The 17,278-nt window shown below is 70.4% G+C and carries 22 protein-coding genes and 1 pseudogene; 12 read left to right on the top strand and 11 right to left on the bottom strand.

Features of this window, described 5'->3' with window-relative positions:
• Window positions 1-53: 53 nt before the first annotated feature.
• The gene (locus ACIA5D_RS05140; RefSeq protein WP_396028516.1) at window positions 54-725 is read left to right on the top strand and encodes a hypothetical protein; all 672 of its coding nucleotides are present in this window, start codon (window positions 54-56) and stop codon (window positions 723-725) included.
• Here the strand turns inward: ACIA5D_RS05140 and ACIA5D_RS05135 are convergent.
• Window positions 700-1,236: a DUF4190 domain-containing protein gene (locus ACIA5D_RS05135; protein WP_396028515.1), complete on the bottom strand. Its 537-nt coding sequence runs from the start codon at window positions 1,234-1,236 to the stop codon at window positions 700-702. The two genes, ACIA5D_RS05140 and ACIA5D_RS05135, sit on opposite strands and share 26 nt — an antisense overlap.
• Window positions 1,237-1,354: 118 nt before the next feature.
• Here ACIA5D_RS05135 and ACIA5D_RS05130 point away from each other — a divergent pair, with 118 nt between their 5' ends.
• A complete protein-coding gene (locus tag ACIA5D_RS05130) occupies window positions 1,355-2,275 on the top strand; it encodes an SDR family NAD(P)-dependent oxidoreductase (protein WP_396028604.1) in 921 nt (306 codons plus the stop codon).
• 333 nt (window positions 2,276-2,608) lie between these two features.
• Here ACIA5D_RS05130 and ACIA5D_RS05125 read toward each other — a convergent pair whose 3' ends face one another.
• The 4 genes from ACIA5D_RS05125 to trxA all read right to left on the bottom strand — a co-directional run bounded on the left by ACIA5D_RS05125 (window position 2,609) and on the right by trxA (window position 6,445).
• Window positions 2,609-3,175 carry a DUF4190 domain-containing protein gene (locus ACIA5D_RS05125; protein ID WP_396028514.1) on the bottom strand — a complete coding sequence of 189 codons (567 nt, stop codon included), beginning with the start codon at window positions 3,173-3,175 and terminating at the stop codon, window positions 2,609-2,611.
• A 145-nt stretch (window positions 3,176-3,320) separates the two neighbouring features.
• A complete protein-coding gene (locus ACIA5D_RS05120; protein ID WP_396028513.1) occupies window positions 3,321-3,728 on the bottom strand; it encodes a CoA-binding protein in 408 nt (135 codons plus the stop codon).
• Between the two features lie 228 nt (window positions 3,729-3,956).
• Window positions 3,957-5,945: an intein-containing Rv2578c family radical SAM protein gene (locus tag ACIA5D_RS05115; RefSeq protein ID WP_396028512.1), complete on the bottom strand. Its 1,989-nt coding sequence runs from the start codon at window positions 5,943-5,945 to the stop codon at window positions 3,957-3,959.
• Window positions 5,946-6,082: 137 nt separating this feature from the next.
• Window positions 6,083-6,445 carry a thioredoxin gene (trxA, locus tag ACIA5D_RS05110; protein WP_396028511.1) on the bottom strand — a complete coding sequence of 121 codons (363 nt, stop codon included), beginning with the start codon at window positions 6,443-6,445 and terminating at the stop codon, window positions 6,083-6,085.
• Window positions 6,446-6,880: 435 nt separating this feature from the next.
• On the opposite strand from trxA, the gene ACIA5D_RS05105 reads away from it, so the two are divergent.
• The 7 genes from ACIA5D_RS05105 to ACIA5D_RS05075 all read left to right on the top strand — a co-directional run bounded on the left by ACIA5D_RS05105 (window position 6,881) and on the right by ACIA5D_RS05075 (window position 11,952).
• Window positions 6,881-7,543, top strand: a complete 663-nt coding sequence (locus ACIA5D_RS05105) for a TrmH family RNA methyltransferase (RefSeq protein WP_396028510.1) — start codon at window positions 6,881-6,883, stop codon at window positions 7,541-7,543.
• Between the two features lie 69 nt (window positions 7,544-7,612).
• A complete protein-coding gene (locus ACIA5D_RS05100; RefSeq protein WP_396028509.1) occupies window positions 7,613-8,287 on the top strand; it encodes a DUF6758 family protein in 675 nt (224 codons plus the stop codon).
• Window positions 8,288-8,416: 129 nt separating this feature from the next.
• Window positions 8,417-8,575 carry a hypothetical protein gene (locus tag ACIA5D_RS05095; protein ID WP_020512937.1) on the top strand — a complete coding sequence of 53 codons (159 nt, stop codon included), beginning with the start codon at window positions 8,417-8,419 and terminating at the stop codon, window positions 8,573-8,575.
• A gap of 9 nt (window positions 8,576-8,584) precedes the next feature.
• A complete protein-coding gene (locus ACIA5D_RS05090) occupies window positions 8,585-9,445 on the top strand; it encodes a PH domain-containing protein (RefSeq protein WP_396028508.1) in 861 nt (286 codons plus the stop codon).
• Window positions 9,446-9,524: 79 nt separating this feature from the next.
• Window positions 9,525-10,379, top strand: a complete 855-nt coding sequence (locus ACIA5D_RS05085) for a PHP domain-containing protein (protein WP_396028507.1) — start codon at window positions 9,525-9,527, stop codon at window positions 10,377-10,379.
• Between the two features lie 52 nt (window positions 10,380-10,431).
• Window positions 10,432-11,052: a MarC family protein gene (locus ACIA5D_RS05080; protein ID WP_396028506.1), complete on the top strand. Its 621-nt coding sequence runs from the start codon at window positions 10,432-10,434 to the stop codon at window positions 11,050-11,052.
• An 87-nt stretch (window positions 11,053-11,139) separates the two neighbouring features.
• Window positions 11,140-11,952 (top strand): RecB family exonuclease, encoded by an 813-nt coding sequence (locus ACIA5D_RS05075; protein ID WP_396028603.1) that lies wholly within the window; start codon window positions 11,140-11,142, stop codon window positions 11,950-11,952.
• Between the two features lie 157 nt (window positions 11,953-12,109).
• Here the strand turns inward: ACIA5D_RS05075 and ACIA5D_RS05070 are convergent, their stop codons facing one another.
• Together ACIA5D_RS05070 and ACIA5D_RS05065 are read right to left on the bottom strand one after the other, a co-directional pair.
• Complete coding sequence (locus ACIA5D_RS05070; protein ID WP_396028505.1) at window positions 12,110-12,982, bottom strand: oxygenase MpaB family protein; 873 nt, start codon at window positions 12,980-12,982, stop codon at window positions 12,110-12,112.
• A gap of 78 nt (window positions 12,983-13,060) precedes the next feature.
• Window positions 13,061-13,495 carry a Fur family transcriptional regulator gene (locus ACIA5D_RS05065; protein WP_396028504.1) on the bottom strand — a complete coding sequence of 145 codons (435 nt, stop codon included), beginning with the start codon at window positions 13,493-13,495 and terminating at the stop codon, window positions 13,061-13,063.
• Window positions 13,496-13,684: 189 nt separating this feature from the next.
• Here ACIA5D_RS05065 and ACIA5D_RS05060 point away from each other — a divergent pair, with 189 nt between their 5' ends.
• Window positions 13,685-14,152: a DUF2231 domain-containing protein gene (locus ACIA5D_RS05060; RefSeq protein ID WP_396028503.1), complete on the top strand. Its 468-nt coding sequence runs from the start codon at window positions 13,685-13,687 to the stop codon at window positions 14,150-14,152.
• A 249-nt stretch (window positions 14,153-14,401) separates the two neighbouring features.
• Here ACIA5D_RS05060 and ACIA5D_RS05055 read toward each other — a convergent pair whose 3' ends face one another.
• Entirely contained in the window at window positions 14,402-14,731 is a 330-nt protein-coding gene (locus ACIA5D_RS05055) for a translation initiation factor 2 (protein WP_396028502.1), read from the bottom strand.
• Window positions 14,732-14,794: 63 nt separating this feature from the next.
• Here ACIA5D_RS05055 and ACIA5D_RS05050 point away from each other — a divergent pair, with 63 nt between their 5' ends.
• Window positions 14,795-14,974 carry a hypothetical protein gene (locus tag ACIA5D_RS05050; protein ID WP_396028501.1) on the top strand — a complete coding sequence of 60 codons (180 nt, stop codon included), beginning with the start codon at window positions 14,795-14,797 and terminating at the stop codon, window positions 14,972-14,974.
• A 117-nt stretch (window positions 14,975-15,091) separates the two neighbouring features.
• Here the strand turns inward: ACIA5D_RS05050 and ACIA5D_RS05045 are convergent, their stop codons facing one another.
• Window positions 15,092-15,853, bottom strand: coding sequence for a hypothetical protein (locus ACIA5D_RS05045; protein WP_396028500.1), 762 nt, complete (start codon window positions 15,851-15,853; stop codon window positions 15,092-15,094).
• 267 nt (window positions 15,854-16,120) lie between these two features.
• On the opposite strand from ACIA5D_RS05045, the gene ACIA5D_RS05040 reads away from it, so the two are divergent.
• A complete protein-coding gene (locus tag ACIA5D_RS05040) occupies window positions 16,121-16,390 on the top strand; it encodes a hypothetical protein (protein WP_396028609.1) in 270 nt (89 codons plus the stop codon).
• Between the two features lie 62 nt (window positions 16,391-16,452).
• Here ACIA5D_RS05040 and ACIA5D_RS05035 read toward each other — a convergent pair.
• Window positions 16,453-16,545: pseudogene (locus tag ACIA5D_RS05035) on the bottom strand (FmdB family zinc ribbon protein); the annotation flags it as partial.
• Window positions 16,546-16,612: 67 nt separating this feature from the next.
• On the bottom strand, window positions 16,613-17,257 hold the full coding sequence (locus ACIA5D_RS05030) for a 5-formyltetrahydrofolate cyclo-ligase (protein ID WP_396028602.1): 645 nt from the start codon (window positions 17,255-17,257) through the stop codon (window positions 16,613-16,615).
• Between the last annotated feature and the right edge of the window lie 21 nt (window positions 17,258-17,278).

The following is a 17,278-nucleotide window of genomic DNA, read 5'->3' as shown; positions in this document are numbered from 1 at the left end:
GGGGGCGTCGGGCTGGCGGCGGCCGGCGAGGACGGGTAGAGAGGGGGAATGCGATGTACCGCGGTCGATTCCGGACGGGCCTCGCGCTCGGGGTGGTCCTCATGATCGGTGGGTGCGGCGACCCGGGCGACGGCGAGATCGTCGACTCGCCCGGCCTGACCGGCGGCTGGACCACGGCCGGCTGTGGCGTGCCTCGCACCCCCGAGCACGTCACCGCCGGCGGCGTCCAGGTGCCCGTCACGCCGCCCCGGCTCGAGGCGGTGATGACCGGGATCGACCGGGCCGGCCGGGGCGAGTTCGCCGACAGTTTCGCGGGCGTCGAGGTCGATCAAGAGAAGGTTCGCGCGATCGTCTACCGCGTCCCGTCGGCGGCCTTCGACGACTTCATCCGCAAGTCGGCCGAGGACGCCTGCGTGGTCGTCCGCGACGCCGACCACTCCACCAAGGACCTCACCGTCTGGCACGACCGGGTGCTCGCCGACCTGCCGTACTGGACCGCGCAGGGCGTCCGTGTCGTCAGCATCGGCGCCCGCCACGACGGCAGCGGCGTCGAGATCGGCGTCCGCGACGTCGAGGAGGCCCGCCGTCAGCTACCGGCCCGCTACGGCGCCAGAGCTCCGCTGATCTTCGTTCAGGCCGATCCGGTGCGCCCGCTGCCCGCCCCCACCAGCCGCGTAGCCGCGCCGCCGGGCGATCAGGTCACCAGTTGGGATCGTTCTCGCTGAGCACGACCAGGACGATGACGAGCACGATCCCCACCACGACGATGGCCGTCGTGATCCAGCCGACGATGATGCCGGCCAGAGCCATCCCGGCGCCGTCCGTGCCGTTGGCCGCGATCCGCCGCCGGGCGACGTGGCCCATGATCGCGCCGACAACGCCGAGAAGACCGCCGATCCCGTACGCGCACAGGCCCGGCACCGCCGCGCACGAGACGACCAGCGACGCGATCGCGAGCCCTTCGGTCTCCCGCGGCCGGTAGACGTACGGGTAGCCCGGCTGCGGATAGCCCGGCTGCGGATAGCCCGGCTGCGGATAGCCCGGCTGCGGATAGCCCGCCTGCGGATAGCCGTGCTGCGGATCGCCGGGCTGCGGATAGCCCTGCTGCGGATCGCCGGGCTGCGGATCGCCGGGCTGCGGATACGACGGCTGGGCGTAGGTCGGCGGCGGATACTGGACCGGCGGGACGGCGTCGTCCGGGGGCGGCGTCGGCTCGGGCGGATACGGGTAGCTCAATATCGCCTCCGGTGGCAGGTCGGCCGGACCCCATTAAACAGTGAGGTCACGTACGCCTGTCGTGCGCCACATGGGTGCGATGTTTGCCCTGGCCCATGTGACGGGGCAGGATCGCCGCATGGTCTTCGACGCCCGCTCTGCCAGCGGTAGCCGTTCTCGGCGCGACGCCACCCGTCCCGCGGCCGGCCGCCGGCCGCGCACCAACGTGCCCGACGCCCCCGACACGGCCGACGCGGCCGACGCTCCGGCGGAAGTCTCGGAGCCGGGCGAGGCGCCCGTGACGCTCCGCCTCGACGGAAAGGTCGCGCTGGTCACCGGCGCGGGCAGCCCCGACGGCATCGGGTACGCGACCGCCCGCCGCCTGCGCGATCTGGGCGCCCGCGTCGCGATCGTCTCCACCACCAGGCGCATCCACGAGCGGGCCGCCGAGCTGGGCATCACCGGTTTCGTGGCCGACCTGACCGACGAGGCCGAGGTGGGCGCGCTCGCCGACGCGATCACCGACCAACTCGGCGACGTCGAGGTTCTCGTGAACAACGCCGGCCTCGCGAGCCGGGCAAGCCCCGAGGTGCTGCGCCCGGTCGCCCAGCTCACGTACGACGAGTGGAAGGCCGAGATCGACCGCAACCTGAGCACGGCGTTCCTGTGCAGCCGCGCCTTCCAGGGCGCGATGGCCGAGCGGGGCTGGGGCCGCATCGTCAACCTGTCCGCGACGGCGGGCCCAGTGAACGCCCTCCCGACCGAGGCGGCGTATGCCGCGGCCAAGGCCGGCGTGGTCGGCCTGACCCGCGCCCTGGCGATGGAACTGGTGGCCGACGGCGTCAACGTCAACTGCGTGGCCCCCGGCACGATCTACACGGCCGCGTCGACGGTGACCGAGATCAAGCAGGGCCTCGGCACCCCGATCGGCCGCCCCGGCACTCCCGACGAGGTGGCCGCCGCGATCGCGTTCCTCTGCTCTCCGGCCGCGTCCTACATCACCGGCCAGATGCTGGTCGTGGACGGCGGCAACAGCGTCCGCGAGGCCGAGTTCCGCTGACCCGTCGCTGAACGGGCTGTCGCTCGACGGGGCGTCGCTGAACGGGCTGTCGTTCGACGGGTCTACGTCGAGACCTTCGGCCCGCTGCTGGCCTACGCCCTGCGCCGGGTCGAGCAGCCCGCCGAGGCGTCCGATGGCGGCCAGGTGCCGCTTGCCAGGCGCCTGACTGACGGCGACCCGCACCCCCTTGCGGGTCGCGATCGGGGCAAGCCGCTTGACCGTGGACAGCGCGGAGGCGGCGTCGGCGTGCGGCACCGCGGCTCCGGCTCGCGATGAGCTGGAGGCGAGAAGACTCGGTGGTTGGCCGGCCGGGTGACCGGCCGACCATCCCGATCAGTAGGTGCTGCTGCCCATGCCGTTGTTGACGGCGAAGATGATCGCGACCACGTAGAACGCGCAGACGAGCACGCCGAGGCCGGTGAAGATGTAGCCGAGCCAAAGGCCGGCCGTGGCCAGGCCCTCGCCCTGCTCGCCGGTTTGACGGATCTGCTTCTTGGCCAGGTGGCCGAGGACGATCGCGACCGGCGCGAAGATGAACGCGAACACGAGGGCCAGGATCGCCATCGTGTTCGTGCCGGCCACCGGCACGTAGACCGGCTGCGGATAGCCGGGCTGCGCGCCGTAGGGCTGCTGCCCGTAGCCCGGTTGCCCGTAGGGCTGGTCGCTCGTGGGCGGCTGCCCGTAAGGCTGGCCGTACGGCTGACCGCTGGACGGCGGCTGCCCGTACGGCTGACCGCTGGACGGCGGCTGCCCGTAAGGCTGTCCGTAGGGTTGTCCGCTGGACGGCGGCTGCCCGTACGGCTGTCCGCTCGACGGCTGGGACGGGTCGCTGGGCTGCTGCCCGTAGGGCTGCTGGGGCTGATATGGATCCGGCGTGCCGCCGGACGTCGGATAAGTCATGAGGTCCTCCTCGTTCCCCGGCACCGTACTAGCCGGGACAAACGTGGGGACACGATAGGCGTACTCCGACCCAGGAAGCGACGCCAATCAGACTCAATTTCCCCGATGTCTCGCACCGAGGCGGCCCGTCTCGGGACAATCCGGCTCAGGAAAGTCTCGTCAGACTGCCCACGGCCCGCTCGACCGCGAGGCATCGATCTTCCACATAGTCGATCCCAGCCTCCTCGGCGAGCCGCCGCGCCTGGGCCGACACGATGCCGCTCTGGAGCCACACGGCCGGCGCCTTGATCGCGATCGCCTGCCGCACGATCTCGACCGCGTCGCGAGCCGGCCGGAAGATGTCGACCAGGTCGACCGGCTCCCCGATGTCGGCCAGCGTCGGGACCGCTTTGATCCCGAACACCTCGTCGGCGAACGGGTTGACCGGAATGATTCGCCAGCCGTGCCGGAGCATCTGCAGCGGAACGGTGTGCGCAGGCTTGAACGGGTCCCGTGAGGCCCCCACCACGGCGATGACGTTGGCCTCCGCCAGGATCTGCTGTGCACTCCTCATGCAATCGACTGTAGTCACGCGAAACGCCCACGACTGCTCCGTACATCACAGCCCCGCCGCACGTCACAAAGCCCCACCGGCGCGCCGTCGCTGCAAGGGGGAGAGGCGAGGAGAAGAAGAAGCCGTCGACGCCGCGGTCGGTGAAGGCAGAGGCGGTCGGCCGGCTCGCAGCGTAAGCGCGGGGCCGGCACGGTGTTGAGGGCGGGCGGTGTGGGCCGAGCGGCGTGGTCATAGCAGGGTCAGTTGCTGGGGCTGGGGCTGGGGCTGGGGCTCGGCGGCCGGGGGTGGGCCGACGTTGCGGATCTGGGCCGGGTCGGGGCGGTGCAGGCCGTGGCGGCGGGCTGCCATGCGGACGCGGGCGCCTATCTCGGACTGGTAGGACTCCGGGAGGTAGGAGCCGTCGCCGTAGAGCTCGCGGTAGCGCGGGGCCAAGGCGGGGTGGGTGCTGGTCAGCCAGGACGCGTACCACTCCTTGGCGCCGCGGCGCAGGTGCAGCGGGATGGGGGTGACGCTGACGGCGCCGGCGGCGGCGATGGCGGCGACCGTTTCCTCGATGGACTCGTCGTTGTCGGTCAGGCCGGGGAGGATCGGGGCCATCAGGACGCCGACGGGGAAGCCGGCGTCGGTCAGCCTGTGCACCACGTCGAGACGGCGGCGGGGGCTGGGCGCGCCGGGCTCGACCGAGCGCCAGATGGTCTCGTCGACGAAGCCGACGGAGACCGCCAGACCGACGCTGGTCACCTCGGCCGCCTGCCGGAGGAGGTCGAGGTCGCGCAGGATCAGCGTGCCCTTGGTAAGGATCGAGAACGGGTTGGCGTGATCGCGCAGCGCGGCCAGGATCTCGGGCATCAGGCGGTAGCGGCCCTCGGCGCGCTGGTAGACGTCGACGTTGGTGCCCATCGCGATCGCCGCGCCGGACCAGCGGGGCGCGGCCAGCTCGCGGCGGATCAGCTCGCCCGCGTTGACCTTGACGACGATCTTGGTGTCGAAGTCGTGGCCGGAATCGAGATCGAGATAGGTATGGGTGTGCCGGGCGAAGCAGTTGTGGCTGACCACGCCGTCGGCGATGAAGTCGCTCGTGCCGGTGGAGATATCGAACAGGGGGAGCGTGAGGCCGAGGTCTTCGATGTCGGCAACCGCGAGTTCTCGGCTTTTGCGCACGCCCACCCCGGAGGCGTCGAGCGGCGCGCCGTCGATGCCGGTGAGGTGCCGGAAGCGCAGCGCCGCCCACAGGTCGCGGTCGATCTCGACGGTCGCCGGGGCGCCGGGGCGGGTGCTCGCCGAGGCGCCGGCGCGGGTGGTGACCGGGGCTCGGCTGGGCAGGCCGAGCCGGGTGAGCGCATCGGTGACCCGGCTGAGGAAGAGCTGGTCGCCGCTGGTGAAGGTGATCGCGAGCCGGTCGGACCGGCCGGTCGACCCGAACGCCCCGGCCAGGAAGCCTCTGTACCACCCCGGGGTGGGCTGCTCGGGCCAGCGCAGCGCCTCGTGCAGGGGGAGGTCTTCGAGGTAACGGTCGGCGCGGACCCAGGCGTCGCTCTCACGGGCCGTGCGGCCGGGGCTGCCCGATGCCGGGGTGGTGAGTGCGGCATCGCCGCGGATCAGGCCGCAGAGGAAGCCGGACTGATAATCGGGGGACTCCTTGGGCGGCTCGGCGAAGTGACCGACCCCGAACATCAGGTCGCCGACCGCGAGCGCCGGCTGGTGCGGCTCGGCGGGGCTGACGTGGCGCCAGCCGCGGTCGGTGAGGAAGCGGTGGTCGCCGCTGGCCACCAGCCGGGTGCCGTCGGCCAGCGTGACCCGGAAGGCCGGTTTCTGGGTCTGCCAGTGGTCGAGGACCGTGGTGGGCACGTAGCGGCGGCATGCGCCGGCGCCCATCGTGCCCATGATGGCGTCGCCGGGGCGCAGCTCGGCGAGCGGACGGGTCGTGCCGTCGGCCATCAGGATCGGGGTGTCGCCGGCCAGGCAGTACGAGCAGGCGTGTGAGCAGCCCCGATAGGGATTGACGGTCCACTGGAACGGCACCCGCGACTGACCCGGCACGCGATTGATCAGGCTCTTCGCCCGGATCTCGTAGAAGGTCATGCCGGCGAAGCCGGGTGTGTCGAAGGTGCGGACGGTGGCGCCGGGCAGCGCCAGCGGCAGGGGTGGAGCCGCCGGCGCCGCCCTGTCAAGGAGCGGGTCGCCGTCGTGGGGAGCCGACAGGTTGGACCATCGCATGGGGGAGATTCGAACACATGTTCGATCTCGTTGTCCACTCGTCGGCGGCGTGTCGCCCGGCCGGAAACCGCGCGCGTCGCGATGGCGAAATGGCCCGCGGACCTAGCGGGTCCGCGGGCCGGGATGTGGTGCCGAGATCAGTGGCTGTGCGCGGCGAGCTGCTTGCGCACGTCCTCCATATCGAGCTTCTCGACCTGGTCGATCAGGTTCTCCAGGGCCGACTCCGGAAGGGCGCCGGGCTGGGAGAAGACGATGACGCCGTCGCGAACGGCCATGATCGTCGGGATCGAGCGAATGTCGAACTTCGCGGCGATAGCCTGCTCGGCCTCGGTGTCGACCTTGCCGAACGTGATCTCCGGGTGCTTCTCCGAGGACCGCTCGTACGTCGGCGCGAACCGGACGCAGGGGCCGCACCAGCTGGCCCAGAAGTCGACCAGGACGATGCCGCCCTTGTTGGTGACCTCGTCGAAGTTCTCAGCGGTCAGCGCAACCGTCGCCATGATGTCTCCGTCCACGGGAAAATTGGCTTGCGTGCGTTGAAACCCATCGTCGCTCCGCCCCATTCCCGCTCTCCGGGGTGGCGACACGTGTCCTGGGGCACGATTTCCGAACGCCGTGTTGGCCTTAGACCACTCATCGTAACGATAAGTAGGGAGAGCGCTCTCATTTCTGAAGCAACTTGCTACGCCCGTTTTTGAGCGAGATACCGGGACATCGCATCCCGGGTCGGGTCGCACCCCTGCCTGCCTGCGTAACACCCGGTATCAAAGGTAATGGTTAACAAACCTAAATGTGATTTGGCTCACATCTGAAAGTCCTTCACATCGATACGCACGGTAAGGCAGACTTCAACTCATCAGAGCGTGGGCGGCGGGTGCCGGGGAGGGCCCCGCCGCTCATTGCGTCTCCACCACCGCTGGGTAGCGTAACCGCCCATGATTGCGGATGAGGGCAGGTCGGTGGCGGCGGAGCCGTCGGACGGCGAGTCCGCCGAGGTCGGCGTAGGCCCCTGGGTCGGTGAGTGGCCGTCCGATCCTTGGTTTGATCCCGAATTGCTCGCGCAGGGTGACCGCCGCAACGTCGTGGATCGCTATCGGTATTGGCGGCGTGAGGCCGTCGTGGCCGACCTGGACACCCACCGGCACGACTTCCACGTCGCGATCGAGAACTGGCAGCACGATCTCAACATCGGCACCGTGGTGCGCAACGCCAACGCGTTCCTCGCGGCCGAGGTGCACATCGTCGGACTGCGGAAGTGGAACCGGCGCGGCGCCATGGTCACCGACCGGTACCAGCACGTGCGGCACCACCCGACCATCGACGAGTTCGTGGGTTGGGCCGCCGAGCTCGACCTGCCGGTGATCGGGATCGACAACCTGCCCGGCTCGCGCCCGATGGAGACCGTCACCCTGCCTCGCCGGTGCGTTCTTCTCTTCGGCCAGGAGGGGCCCGGCCTCTCCGGCACGGCCCGTTCGGCGTGCAGTCAGCTGTTCTCGATCGCGCAGTACGGCTCGACCCGATCGATCAACGCCGGGGTGGCCAGCGGCATTGCCATGCACGCGTGGATTCGCGCTCATGCGGGACCCCCGCCGGAGTGAATCTTTCTGATACGTCCGGGTTCTGCGGATCCGCTTGACGAGGCCTTCGCCGACCCGCACGGTAGGTGTGTGGGTGTCACGGTGAGTTGCCCCAGGTGCGGTGCGCAGGTCCGGAAGCCGGACCTGATGCACAGCGACTGGCGCTGTGACAACTGCGGCGACGTTCCGCCCTTCCATGTGGCCGAGCACATCAGTGCCGAGATCGTCGACAGCATGATGCGGCAGCGCACGCCGAAATCGGAGAAGGTTCCGTTCTGGTGCCCGTGGCCGTTGCCCGCCGGCTGGATGGTGACCGGTGTCGGCTGGGCGGGTGACGACCGATTGGGCGTACGTGCGAGCGCGATCTCGTGCAGCGGCCCCGAGCCCTTGGGCGGTGGGCCGGCCGATGTGGTTCTGATCGCCGAGCTTCCGGGCGTCGGCCTGGGCACGCGATTCGCCGGCATTCCCGGCATCGACCCGGGATATCTGATCACCGAAGCCCTGGCCGGCCCCAGTGGACACCCGGGCCCGCACGCCAAGATCAAGGCCGCCGGACACCCCACTCCACTGTGGTGCGTCAAGTCCCCGGAAGATCGAAGTGCCTACGTGAGTGAGGCAAAAGGAATGTGGCTCTATGCGGTAGCGTGGCCCGCAAGCGCGGGTTACTTTCTCGCGGAGCACGTCGTACTGCACGACCTCTCCGAGGGGGTGCCACCCGAGCTCGTGTACGGAGCGCCGTCACCGTACCTGCACGGCCGGGCCTGATTGCGGGGCCTGACCTGCGGTTTCGGTATCGGCTTTTCGGTCACATTGTTCACACCGAGCGACGAAGCTGATACCGTCAGTACTGCCGCGGCGCTGACCGTCACCCGCACCCACAGGAGAAGGCCCGCCATGATCAAGAAGGTTCTCACCTGGCTTGGTATCGCGTTCTTGATCTTTTTCATCGCCTTCAACCCGAACTCGGCGGCGGACGTGTTCGCCTCCCTCGGAGGGACGATCGCCGATATTGCCCGGGGCTTCGGCCAGTTCTTCACCAACCTCGTCGCTTAGCATCTCTACATGGGTGGTCCTGCTGAGCCGCACGAGCCTCGAGGCGAGGGTGCTGGGCGCCCTCGGGACGATGACGAGAGCTTCGGGTACGAAGATCCGGCGTTCGATGATGCCTATACCCGGCGGCGCCCCTATTCGGACGGTCCCGGTTTCTCCCCGGACGCGGGCTACAACCCCGACGCCGGCTACAACCCCGACGCCGGCTACAACCCCGACGCGGGCTACGCGACGGACGCCGGCGAGTACGAGCCGCCCATCATCACCCAGGAAGAGCTGGCCGGCCTCGGCGAAGGCGGTGGCGGCGGCCCGCGCCGCGTGCTCCCGCTCGAGGACGAGCCCACCACTCTGGTCGCGCGCTACCTCTTCCCGACCGAGCGCTATCGCGGCGAGTGGAAGAGGCATTGGATCCACCTCTCCACGCCGCTCCTGATCGGCGCCGGCGCCACGCTCGCGCTGGGCTACCTGGCCGGCTTCCTGACCCGCCAGCACATCGACGGCCTGGTGACGGTCGCGGTGCTGATCTGGCTGGGAGTGATCGGCTGGGTCGCGTGGAAGGTCTTCGACTGGTACTTCGACCGCTTCATCCTGACCAACAAGCGGGTCATGGTGGTCAACGGGATCGTCACCCGTCGGGTGGCCATGATGCCCCTCCTGCGGGTGACCGACATGAAGTACGAGCAGTCCGCGCTGGGCCGCATGCTCAGCTACGGCACGTTCGTCCTCGAGTCGGCCGGCCAAGATCAGGCGCTCCGCGAGGTCAAGCACCTGCCGAACCCCAACGAGCTCTACCTGAGGGTCGTCGAGGAGATGTACGAGCCGCAGGCCGTCGAGGCACGGCTGGGCAAGGACGGCGACGGCGACGACGCCTGATCACCGTTCGGCGGGCATGTGACGAAGGGATCTCGGATCCGTACGGTCGCGGGTTGTGCCTGGCCGGTAGCGTTTTCGGGTGACCAGAATCGACCTGCACTGCCACTCGACCGCCAGCGACGGCACCCTGACACCCGCGCAACTGGTCATGGCGGGTTCGCGTGCGGGTCTCGACGTCATGGCGATCACCGACCACGACACCACCGGCGGCTGGGCCGAGGCGGCCGCGGCGCGTCCCGAGGGACTGATCCTAGTGCGCGGCGCCGAGCTGTCGTGTCGCTGGTTCGGCGGTGGCGAGTGGCCGATCCCGCTGCACATGCTCGCGTACCTGTTCGACCCGGCCGAGCCACGGCTGGCCGCCGACCTGTTGGCCCTGCGCACCGACCGCGAGCAGCGCGCCGAGAAGATCGTGACGAAGCTGCGCGCCGACGGCGTGCCGATCACGTGGGACGAGGTGCGTGGCTACGCGGCGGGCGGGTCGGTCGGCCGGCCGCACATCGCCCAGGCGCTGATCCGGGCCGGGCTCGTCCATACGACCAACGAGGCGTTCGCCTCCCGATGGCTGGGCTCGCGGTATTTCGTACCCAAGGCTGATCTTGATGTTTTCGAAGCCGTGCGGGCGGTACGTGCGGCAGGCGGCGTGCCCGTTTTTGCACATCCGAGGGCGACGTCACGCGGGCGAGTGGTGCCCGATCAGCTGATCGTCGACCTCGCCGAGGCCGGCCTCTTCGGACTCGAGGCCGACCACGAAGATCATTCGTCCGCCGAGCGGGCGCACGTGCGGGCTCTGGCGGAAGACCTGGGCCTGGTGGTCACCGGATCTTCCGATTTTCACGGTACGCACAAGACGGTCCGGCTAGGTGCGTTCACGACCGCGCCCGAGGCGTACGAGAAGATCGTCTCCGCGGCGACCGGAGTGCCGGTCCTAGGGTGACCCTCACCGCACCGGCCTGCGTGAACAACGTGCCAACCCCTACCTTGTTCGGGTGAATCTCAAGTTTCTCGGCGAGGTCTACGTGACCCTGTTGGTCATCGTCGACCCGCCCGGCATGGTGCCGGTCTTTCTGGCGCTGACCGGGACGATGCCGTCCAGAGCCCGGATGAAGGCCGGCACCCAGGCGGTGCTGCTGGCCCTCGGCGTCATCGTGGGCTTCGCGGTCGCCGGGCAGACTCTGCTCGATTACCTGCACGTCAAGCTGCCCGCGCTCCAGGGCGCCGGCGGCCTGCTGCTCGTGCTCGTCGCGTTGCAGCTGCTCACCGGCAAGACCGACGAGCCCGCCGAACAGGGCGGCACCAGCAACGTGGCGCTCGTGCCGATCGGCACTCCGCTGCTCGCCGGGCCCGGCGCCATCGTCGCCACCATGTTGTTCGTCCAGCGTGCCGATGGTCTCAACGACTACACGGTGATCGGCATCGGCATCCTGCTGGTCATGCTCACCGTCTGGGTCGTCCTCCGCTACTCCGGAGTGATCGTCAAACTGCTCCGCCCGGCCGGCATCGAGGTGCTGACCCGGATCGCCGGCCTGCTGCTCGCGGCCATCGCCGTGCAGTTGATCGCCGACGCGGTGGACGCCTTCGTGGAGCTGTACACCGCCGCGTACGCCTGAGTTTTTGTCGGGGGGTGCTGGCAGGATTACCGCGTGGCTTCCACCAGACCCGCCAGGTCGGTCCCCGAGCAGCTCGGCTTCGACGGCATGCCCGAGCGGCTCTTCGTCTGCACCCCGAGCAAGCTGGGCACGTTCGTCGACTGCCCCCGGCGGTACCGATACTCCTACGTCGACCGCCCCACCCCGCCCAAGGGCGCGCCCTGGGCACACAACTCGCTGGGCGCGAGCGTCCACACGGCGCTGAAGAACTGGTATGCGCTGCCCGTCGCCCGGCGCGCGCCGGGCGCACTGCCGAGCCTGCTCCGTCCGACCTGGGTGCGCGAGGGCTATCGCGATGTCGAGCAGGAACGAGCGACGTATCGGGCGGCCATGGGCTGGCTGGAGACCTACGTGGCAGGTCTCGACCCGCAGGAAGAGCCGCTCGGGGTCGAGCGGGTGGTGGCGACCAAGACGTCGGTGATCGCCTTCAACGGGCGCGCCGACCGCATCGACTCCCGCGACGGCGAGGCGGTGATCGTCGATTACAAGACGGGGCGTTCGGGCCTCGACGCCGATGATGCTCGCGGGTCGCAGGCGCTGGCGCTGTACGCATGGGCCGCGCAGCGCGTGTTCCGGCGGCCGTGCCACCGGGTCGAGCTGCACCATCTGCCGAGCGCGGCGGTCGCGGCTCACGAGCACACCGAGGAATCGCTGGCCCGGCAGGTGCGGCGTGCCGAGGAAACGGCGCAAGACATCATGGCGGCCGAGCGGGCGGTCGCCGGCGGGGCCGATCCCGACGAGGAGTTTCCGGTCAATCCGGGGTCGCTGTGCAGCTGGTGTGACTTCCGCAAGGTTTGCCCGGCCGGGCAGCAAGCGCCGGCCCGGGAGCCTTGGGCTGCGGTGGAGCATTTGGGCAACTGAGGAGCATTTCGGCAACTGAGGAGCATTTCGGCAGCCGGGGAGCGGGCGGGCTCGGTGCTGTCGCCGTGGGGTGTGGAAGGGCCGGTGGGTGCTCGCGGCGGGTCACGAGGGCGGGGGCGCTCGCGGCGGGTCAGTAGGGGCGGGTGCGCTCGCGGGGTCAGGAAGGGGCGGCGGCGTTGGCGGCGGCTGCTCGGGCCAGGGCGGCTTCTCGCATGGGTGCTACCCGGAGGCTGCGGGGGATGGTCGAGAGGACCGAGGAGAGCAGCAGGCGCAGGCCACGGGCCGAGAGGTCGGCGGTCAGGTCGGTGGTGGGCAAGCCCAGGCCGCCGTACATACGGCGGGCCCAGGGCGGGAGCATGGCCATCGCGGTTGCCGCTATGCCGAAGTACGCCCAGCGCGTCGGGCCCAGGGTGAGGCCCAGGCGGAAGGCCCGGCCGCCCCAGTTCTCCGGGACGGGCGGGACGGTCAGGAACAGCGCCGTCTCCACGCTCTCCCTGGTCAGGCTCAGGCGGGGCTGCATCTCGTCGTAGTACATGGCCACCTCGGTGGCCGTGGCCGGGACCGTGGCGGGGTCGAGGCCCATCAGCTCGGCGGCCAGGAGTTGCTCGGTGTAGTAGCCGTCGATCTCCTCGGGGGTGAGGCGCACGCCCGCCCGGGTCGCGGTGGTCAGGAACGACTCGACCTCGGCCACGTGCACCCAGCGCAGCAGCTCCGGCTCGTCGAGGGGAAAGTGCTCGCCGGTGCGCGGGTCGATCGCGGTCATCCGGGAATGCAGGCGCCGCACCCGGGAGGCGATCTTGCGCACCTCCTCCGTCGTGCCCCAGACAACCGTGCCGACGTACGCGGACGTGCGGGTGAGCCGCCCCCAGGGATCGGCGCGGTAGCTGGAGTTCTGCGAGACGGCGGCCACCGCGCGGGGGTGCAAGGCCTGAAGGTAGAGCGAGCGGAGCCCGCCGAGCAGCAGAATCGGTTCCCGATGCAGTTTCCAGGTGACGGAATCCGGCCCGAACAGCCCCAAGTCCCCACTCATGCGATCAAGGTTGCCACGGAAACGCGGAAAACTTGAACCCGTTCAGAAATGGCGACCCGTGCGGGTCCCGGGCGGGTCTCAGACTGCCTCGTCCGCCTGGCGCCGGGCCTGACAATCGGGGCACAAACCCCAGAAAGTGACTTCGGCCTCGTCGACCTCGAAGCCCTGCGCCTCGTTCGGGGTCAGGCAGGGACGCTCGCCGACGGAGCAGTCGACGTCGGCGATCGCGCCGCAGCCCCGGCAGACGATGTGGTGGTGGTTGTCGCCCACCCGTGCCTCGAACCGGGCCGGGCTGCCGGCCGGCTCGATGCGCCGGGCCAGGCCGGCCCGGGACAGGGCGCCCAGCACGTCGTAGACGGCTTGGGTCGAAACCGAGTCGAGGCGAGTGCGGGCACGGCCGGCGATGTCTTCCACCTCGAGGTGGCCGCCCTCGGCGAGGATCTCCAGCACGGCGAGGCGCGGCCTGGTCACCCGAAGGCCGTGCCTGCGTAGAAGATCTTCGTTGCTGGACATCGGTCCATGACAACACGGTTCACGGCAAAGCCCAACTCGTGACCTTGCGAGGTGCCCCGTTCTGGTGGGATATCACAGGATCGGTCTGCCGGTGAACCGCAGTGGGCGGCCGGGCGTAAGCGCAGACAGTGGATGTTGCGGCGTCAGACACTTCGGGCTGACGGATCCGTTCATGATCGAGGAGGCGTCTTGTTCGACCAGATCAACGGCCTGCCCGTGCACGCGCTCGTGCTGCACGCGGCGGTCATCTTCGTTCCGCTCCTGGCTCTGGGCGCCATCGTGTACGCGCTCGTGGGACCGTGGCGCGCGAAGATCGGCTGGGCCGTCCTGCTGCTCGGGATAATCGCGCCGATCTCCACCTTCGTCGCCAAGGAGTCCGGCGAGAAGCTCTACGACCGTTTGGTGGGTCTGGGCCTGAAGGGCAACGGTAAGGAGATTCTCGACGACCACATGCACTTCGGCACGATGACCTTCTGGTTCTCGCTGTCCCTCGGGGTCGTCAGCATCGTGGCGGTCATCCTCACCCGCCGCGGCTCGGTTCCCAAGGTTGTCGAATGGGTCCTGGCGGCGGCCATGGTGGTGCTGGCCGTGTTCTCGGGCTATTACGTCTTCCGCACGGGCGACTCGGGCGCTACCGCGGTCTGGGGCACGTACTAGAACGTCGTCCCACCACGAGAAACGACGCCTCCGTCGGCCGGGCTGCCTTTACGGCGGCCGGCGGAGGCGGAAATGCGGCGGGCAGGGCGCGGCGGGCGGGGCGCGGCGGGCAGGGCGCGGCGGGCGGGGCGCGGCAAGCGGGGCGCGGCAAGCAGGGCGCCTTGGCCGGAGCGCGGTGAGCGAGGCGCGGCGGGCAGGGCGCGGCGGGCGGGGCGCGGTGGCCGGAGTGCGGTCGCCGGAGCGCGGTTTCTAGAAGATGGCTCGGGCGCAGAGCAGGCAGATGAGGATCACGGCGATGGCACCGGCCACGAGCCCTACGCCGTACGTGACCGTGCGGGCCGAGCCCTCGGCGTCATCCAGGGCGTCCATGTCCTGTGGGGGCAGGGCGCGCGGGGGCGGAGGCTGGGCGATCGTGGGCGGTCGCCAGTCCGGCGGGGGCGGGGTCGCGCGGGGTGGGCCCTGGTAGCCGGGGCCCCGGGCGGGCTGGGGCGCCGGGGCCGGCGGCGGCGCGGGCGGGGTGGCCGCGGGGTCGGGGCGCTGCCAGTACGCGTCGTCCGGGACGCCGGTGGGGGAGCTCACGTTCACCGACGGTACAGCCGAAGGAGGAAGACGGTCTCGGCGGCGCGGCTTACCCTCGTAGCCGTGGACATCTTGGACGAGCCTGAGCGCGACAACGACGCCGAGCGCGAGGTCGACTTCGAGTCGGAAGAGGTGGCCGTGCTGCCCGACCAGACCCGCGACGACACCGAGCGGGGTTGGGGCGAGCGCGGCGACACCAACGACGAGCGGCTCTGGGAGGACCGTCCGCCCCACTGGGGGTGAGGCGGGCCTGGGGCGGGCAGAGGGTCAGCCGGGGGCGGCAGGGCGTCACGGGCGGCAGGGCGTCACCGGGCGGCAGGGCGTCACCGGGCGGCAGGGCGTCAGCCGGGTGGCAGGGCGTCAGCCGGGGCGGATCAGGATCGCGAAACCGTGGCCGGGGGTGACCACGGCGCGCTGGGCCTCGGTTGGGGCCAGGGCCAGCAACAGGCCGCCGCCGGCAGTGGGGTCGCCGGCGCCGGTGACCTTCAGGACCAGGGCGGCGGCCGCCACAGCGGTGGGGCCGCCATCGCGGTTCATGCGCAGCAGATCGACCCGGTTTCCGGGGCGGACCAGGCTCAAGGCCGTCGGGTCGGCCAGCCGGATCGGGACGCCCAAGCTGCCAGGCGGCACCGTGACCTGGCCCGCATGCGCCGGGCCGTCCGCACCCGAGCCGGCCGAGCCAGCCGCACCCGACCCGGCCGAGCCAGCCGCACCCGAGCCGGCCGAGCCAGCCGCACCCGCGTTGGTCGACCCCGAGCCGGCCGCACCCGCGTTGGTCGACCCCGAGCCGGCCGAGCCAGCCGCACCCGCGTTGGTCGACCCCGAGCCGGCCGCACCCGCGTTGGTCGACCCCGAGCCGGCCGCACCCGCGTTGGCCGCACCCGTGTTGGTCGACCCGGAGTTGGCCGCCCTCGAGCTGGCCGAACCTGAGCCGGCCGGAGCTGCTGCGGCTGAGGCCGGCGCCGCGGCCGTGGGGGAACCCTGCGAAGGATCGGCCGCGGCGCCGGGTTTGCCGGTGCAGGACCGGCTGGCTGACCACGACGCGAAGGCGGCGGTTGCCAGCAGCGCCGCGACCGCTGCCAGACGCAGCAGCGTGCCGCGGGACGGCCGGCGCCGTCGCACGGGATCTAGGTGTCCGTCGTGTCGTGCGGATCCCCGTGCCCGAGGGCCGGATTGCCCTGACTGTGACGTTTCGGGCTTGCCCATGGTCCGTTCCTCCCGCCCGCCGGATGTGCCGTGGTCGGGGCAGGACGTTAGGCCGGATCGAAGATCGCTCGCTCGAGGCCTGTGGACAACCGCGCGCTGTGGACAACCCGCGGCAAGGCGGTGATTTTGCTATGCACAAAGCAGCGCGCCAGGCCCAGGGCCTGGCGCGCTGTCGGTTGTCGCGTGGGTCAGGAAGCGGCGGCGGCCTTCGCGCTGCCGGACGAGCCCGATCCCGATGACGAGCTCGAGGACGACGAAGAGGACGTGCCCGACGAGGACGTGCCCGACGAGGACGTGCCCGACGAGGACGTGCCCGACGAGGACGAGCCCGACGAGGACGAGCCCGACGAGGACGAGGACGACGTGGTCGCGGCGGCGGCGTCGGAGGACTTGCCATCGGAACCGTTGGACTTCTCGGCGCTCACCGCGCCGGCGCGGGAGTCGTTGCGGTAGAAGCCCGAGCCCTTGAAGACGATGCCGACCGAGTTGAAGACCTTGCGGAGCTTGCCCTGGCAGTTCGGGCACTCGGTGAGCGCCGGGTCGGAGAACGACTGAACCGCCTCGAGCTGCTGACCGCACTCGGTGCAGGCGTACTGGTAGGTAGGCACGGCTCCTCCGGATCTGTCGGCTGCTGGCACTCGCCAACTCCGAGTGCCAATGTTGCGCCATCGGAGGTCATTTCGTCCACTCGGCTGCGCGGTTGAGAGTCAAGCCACCACGAGGTGTGATAACCCCGTGCACCGCCCGATCGTGTGGCTCGGCCGGCACCGAGTCGAGCAACTCCCCGTCGTGCAGCAGCGCGAGCACCAGCGGCGGCCGCCGCTGGGGGAGGCGAGCCAGCGCTCGATCGTAGGATCCGCCGCCACGCCCCATGCGGATCCCCGAGCGGTCGACGGCCAGCGCCGGCACCAGCACAAGATCGGCCGAGGCGGGCGCGCCGGTGCCGAGCCGCGGCCCATCGGGTTCGAGCAGCCCACGCGGCCCGGAGGAGAGCGAGCCCGAGAAACCGGAGGAGAGCGAGCCCGAGAAAACAGCCCAGTCGAGATCGCCGTCGGGCAACAGGACGGGCAGCAGGACGCGGGCATGGGCGGCCAGGACCGAGGGCAGGTCGGCGCCACCGGGTTCCGGCCCGATCGGGACATACGCGGCAATCGTGGACGGGTGCTCACGACGTACGAAATCAAGAATGTGACCTTGAAGTTGGGACGCCGCGAGGGACCGGTCGCTGGCAGTGAGCGCTCGTCGTGCTGTAATCAGTTGACTGCGCAGGGCGATCTTGGCTGCTCGTGATCCTTCTTCGTCACCGGTTAAATCGGACATGCAACACCCCCTTTCAAAAAG

Source organism: Actinoplanes sp. NPDC051513 (genome assembly GCF_044454685.1).
Taxonomy (GTDB): domain Bacteria; phylum Actinomycetota; class Actinomycetes; order Mycobacteriales; family Micromonosporaceae; genus Actinoplanes.
This window is presented reverse-complemented; position numbering and strand designations above follow the sequence as displayed.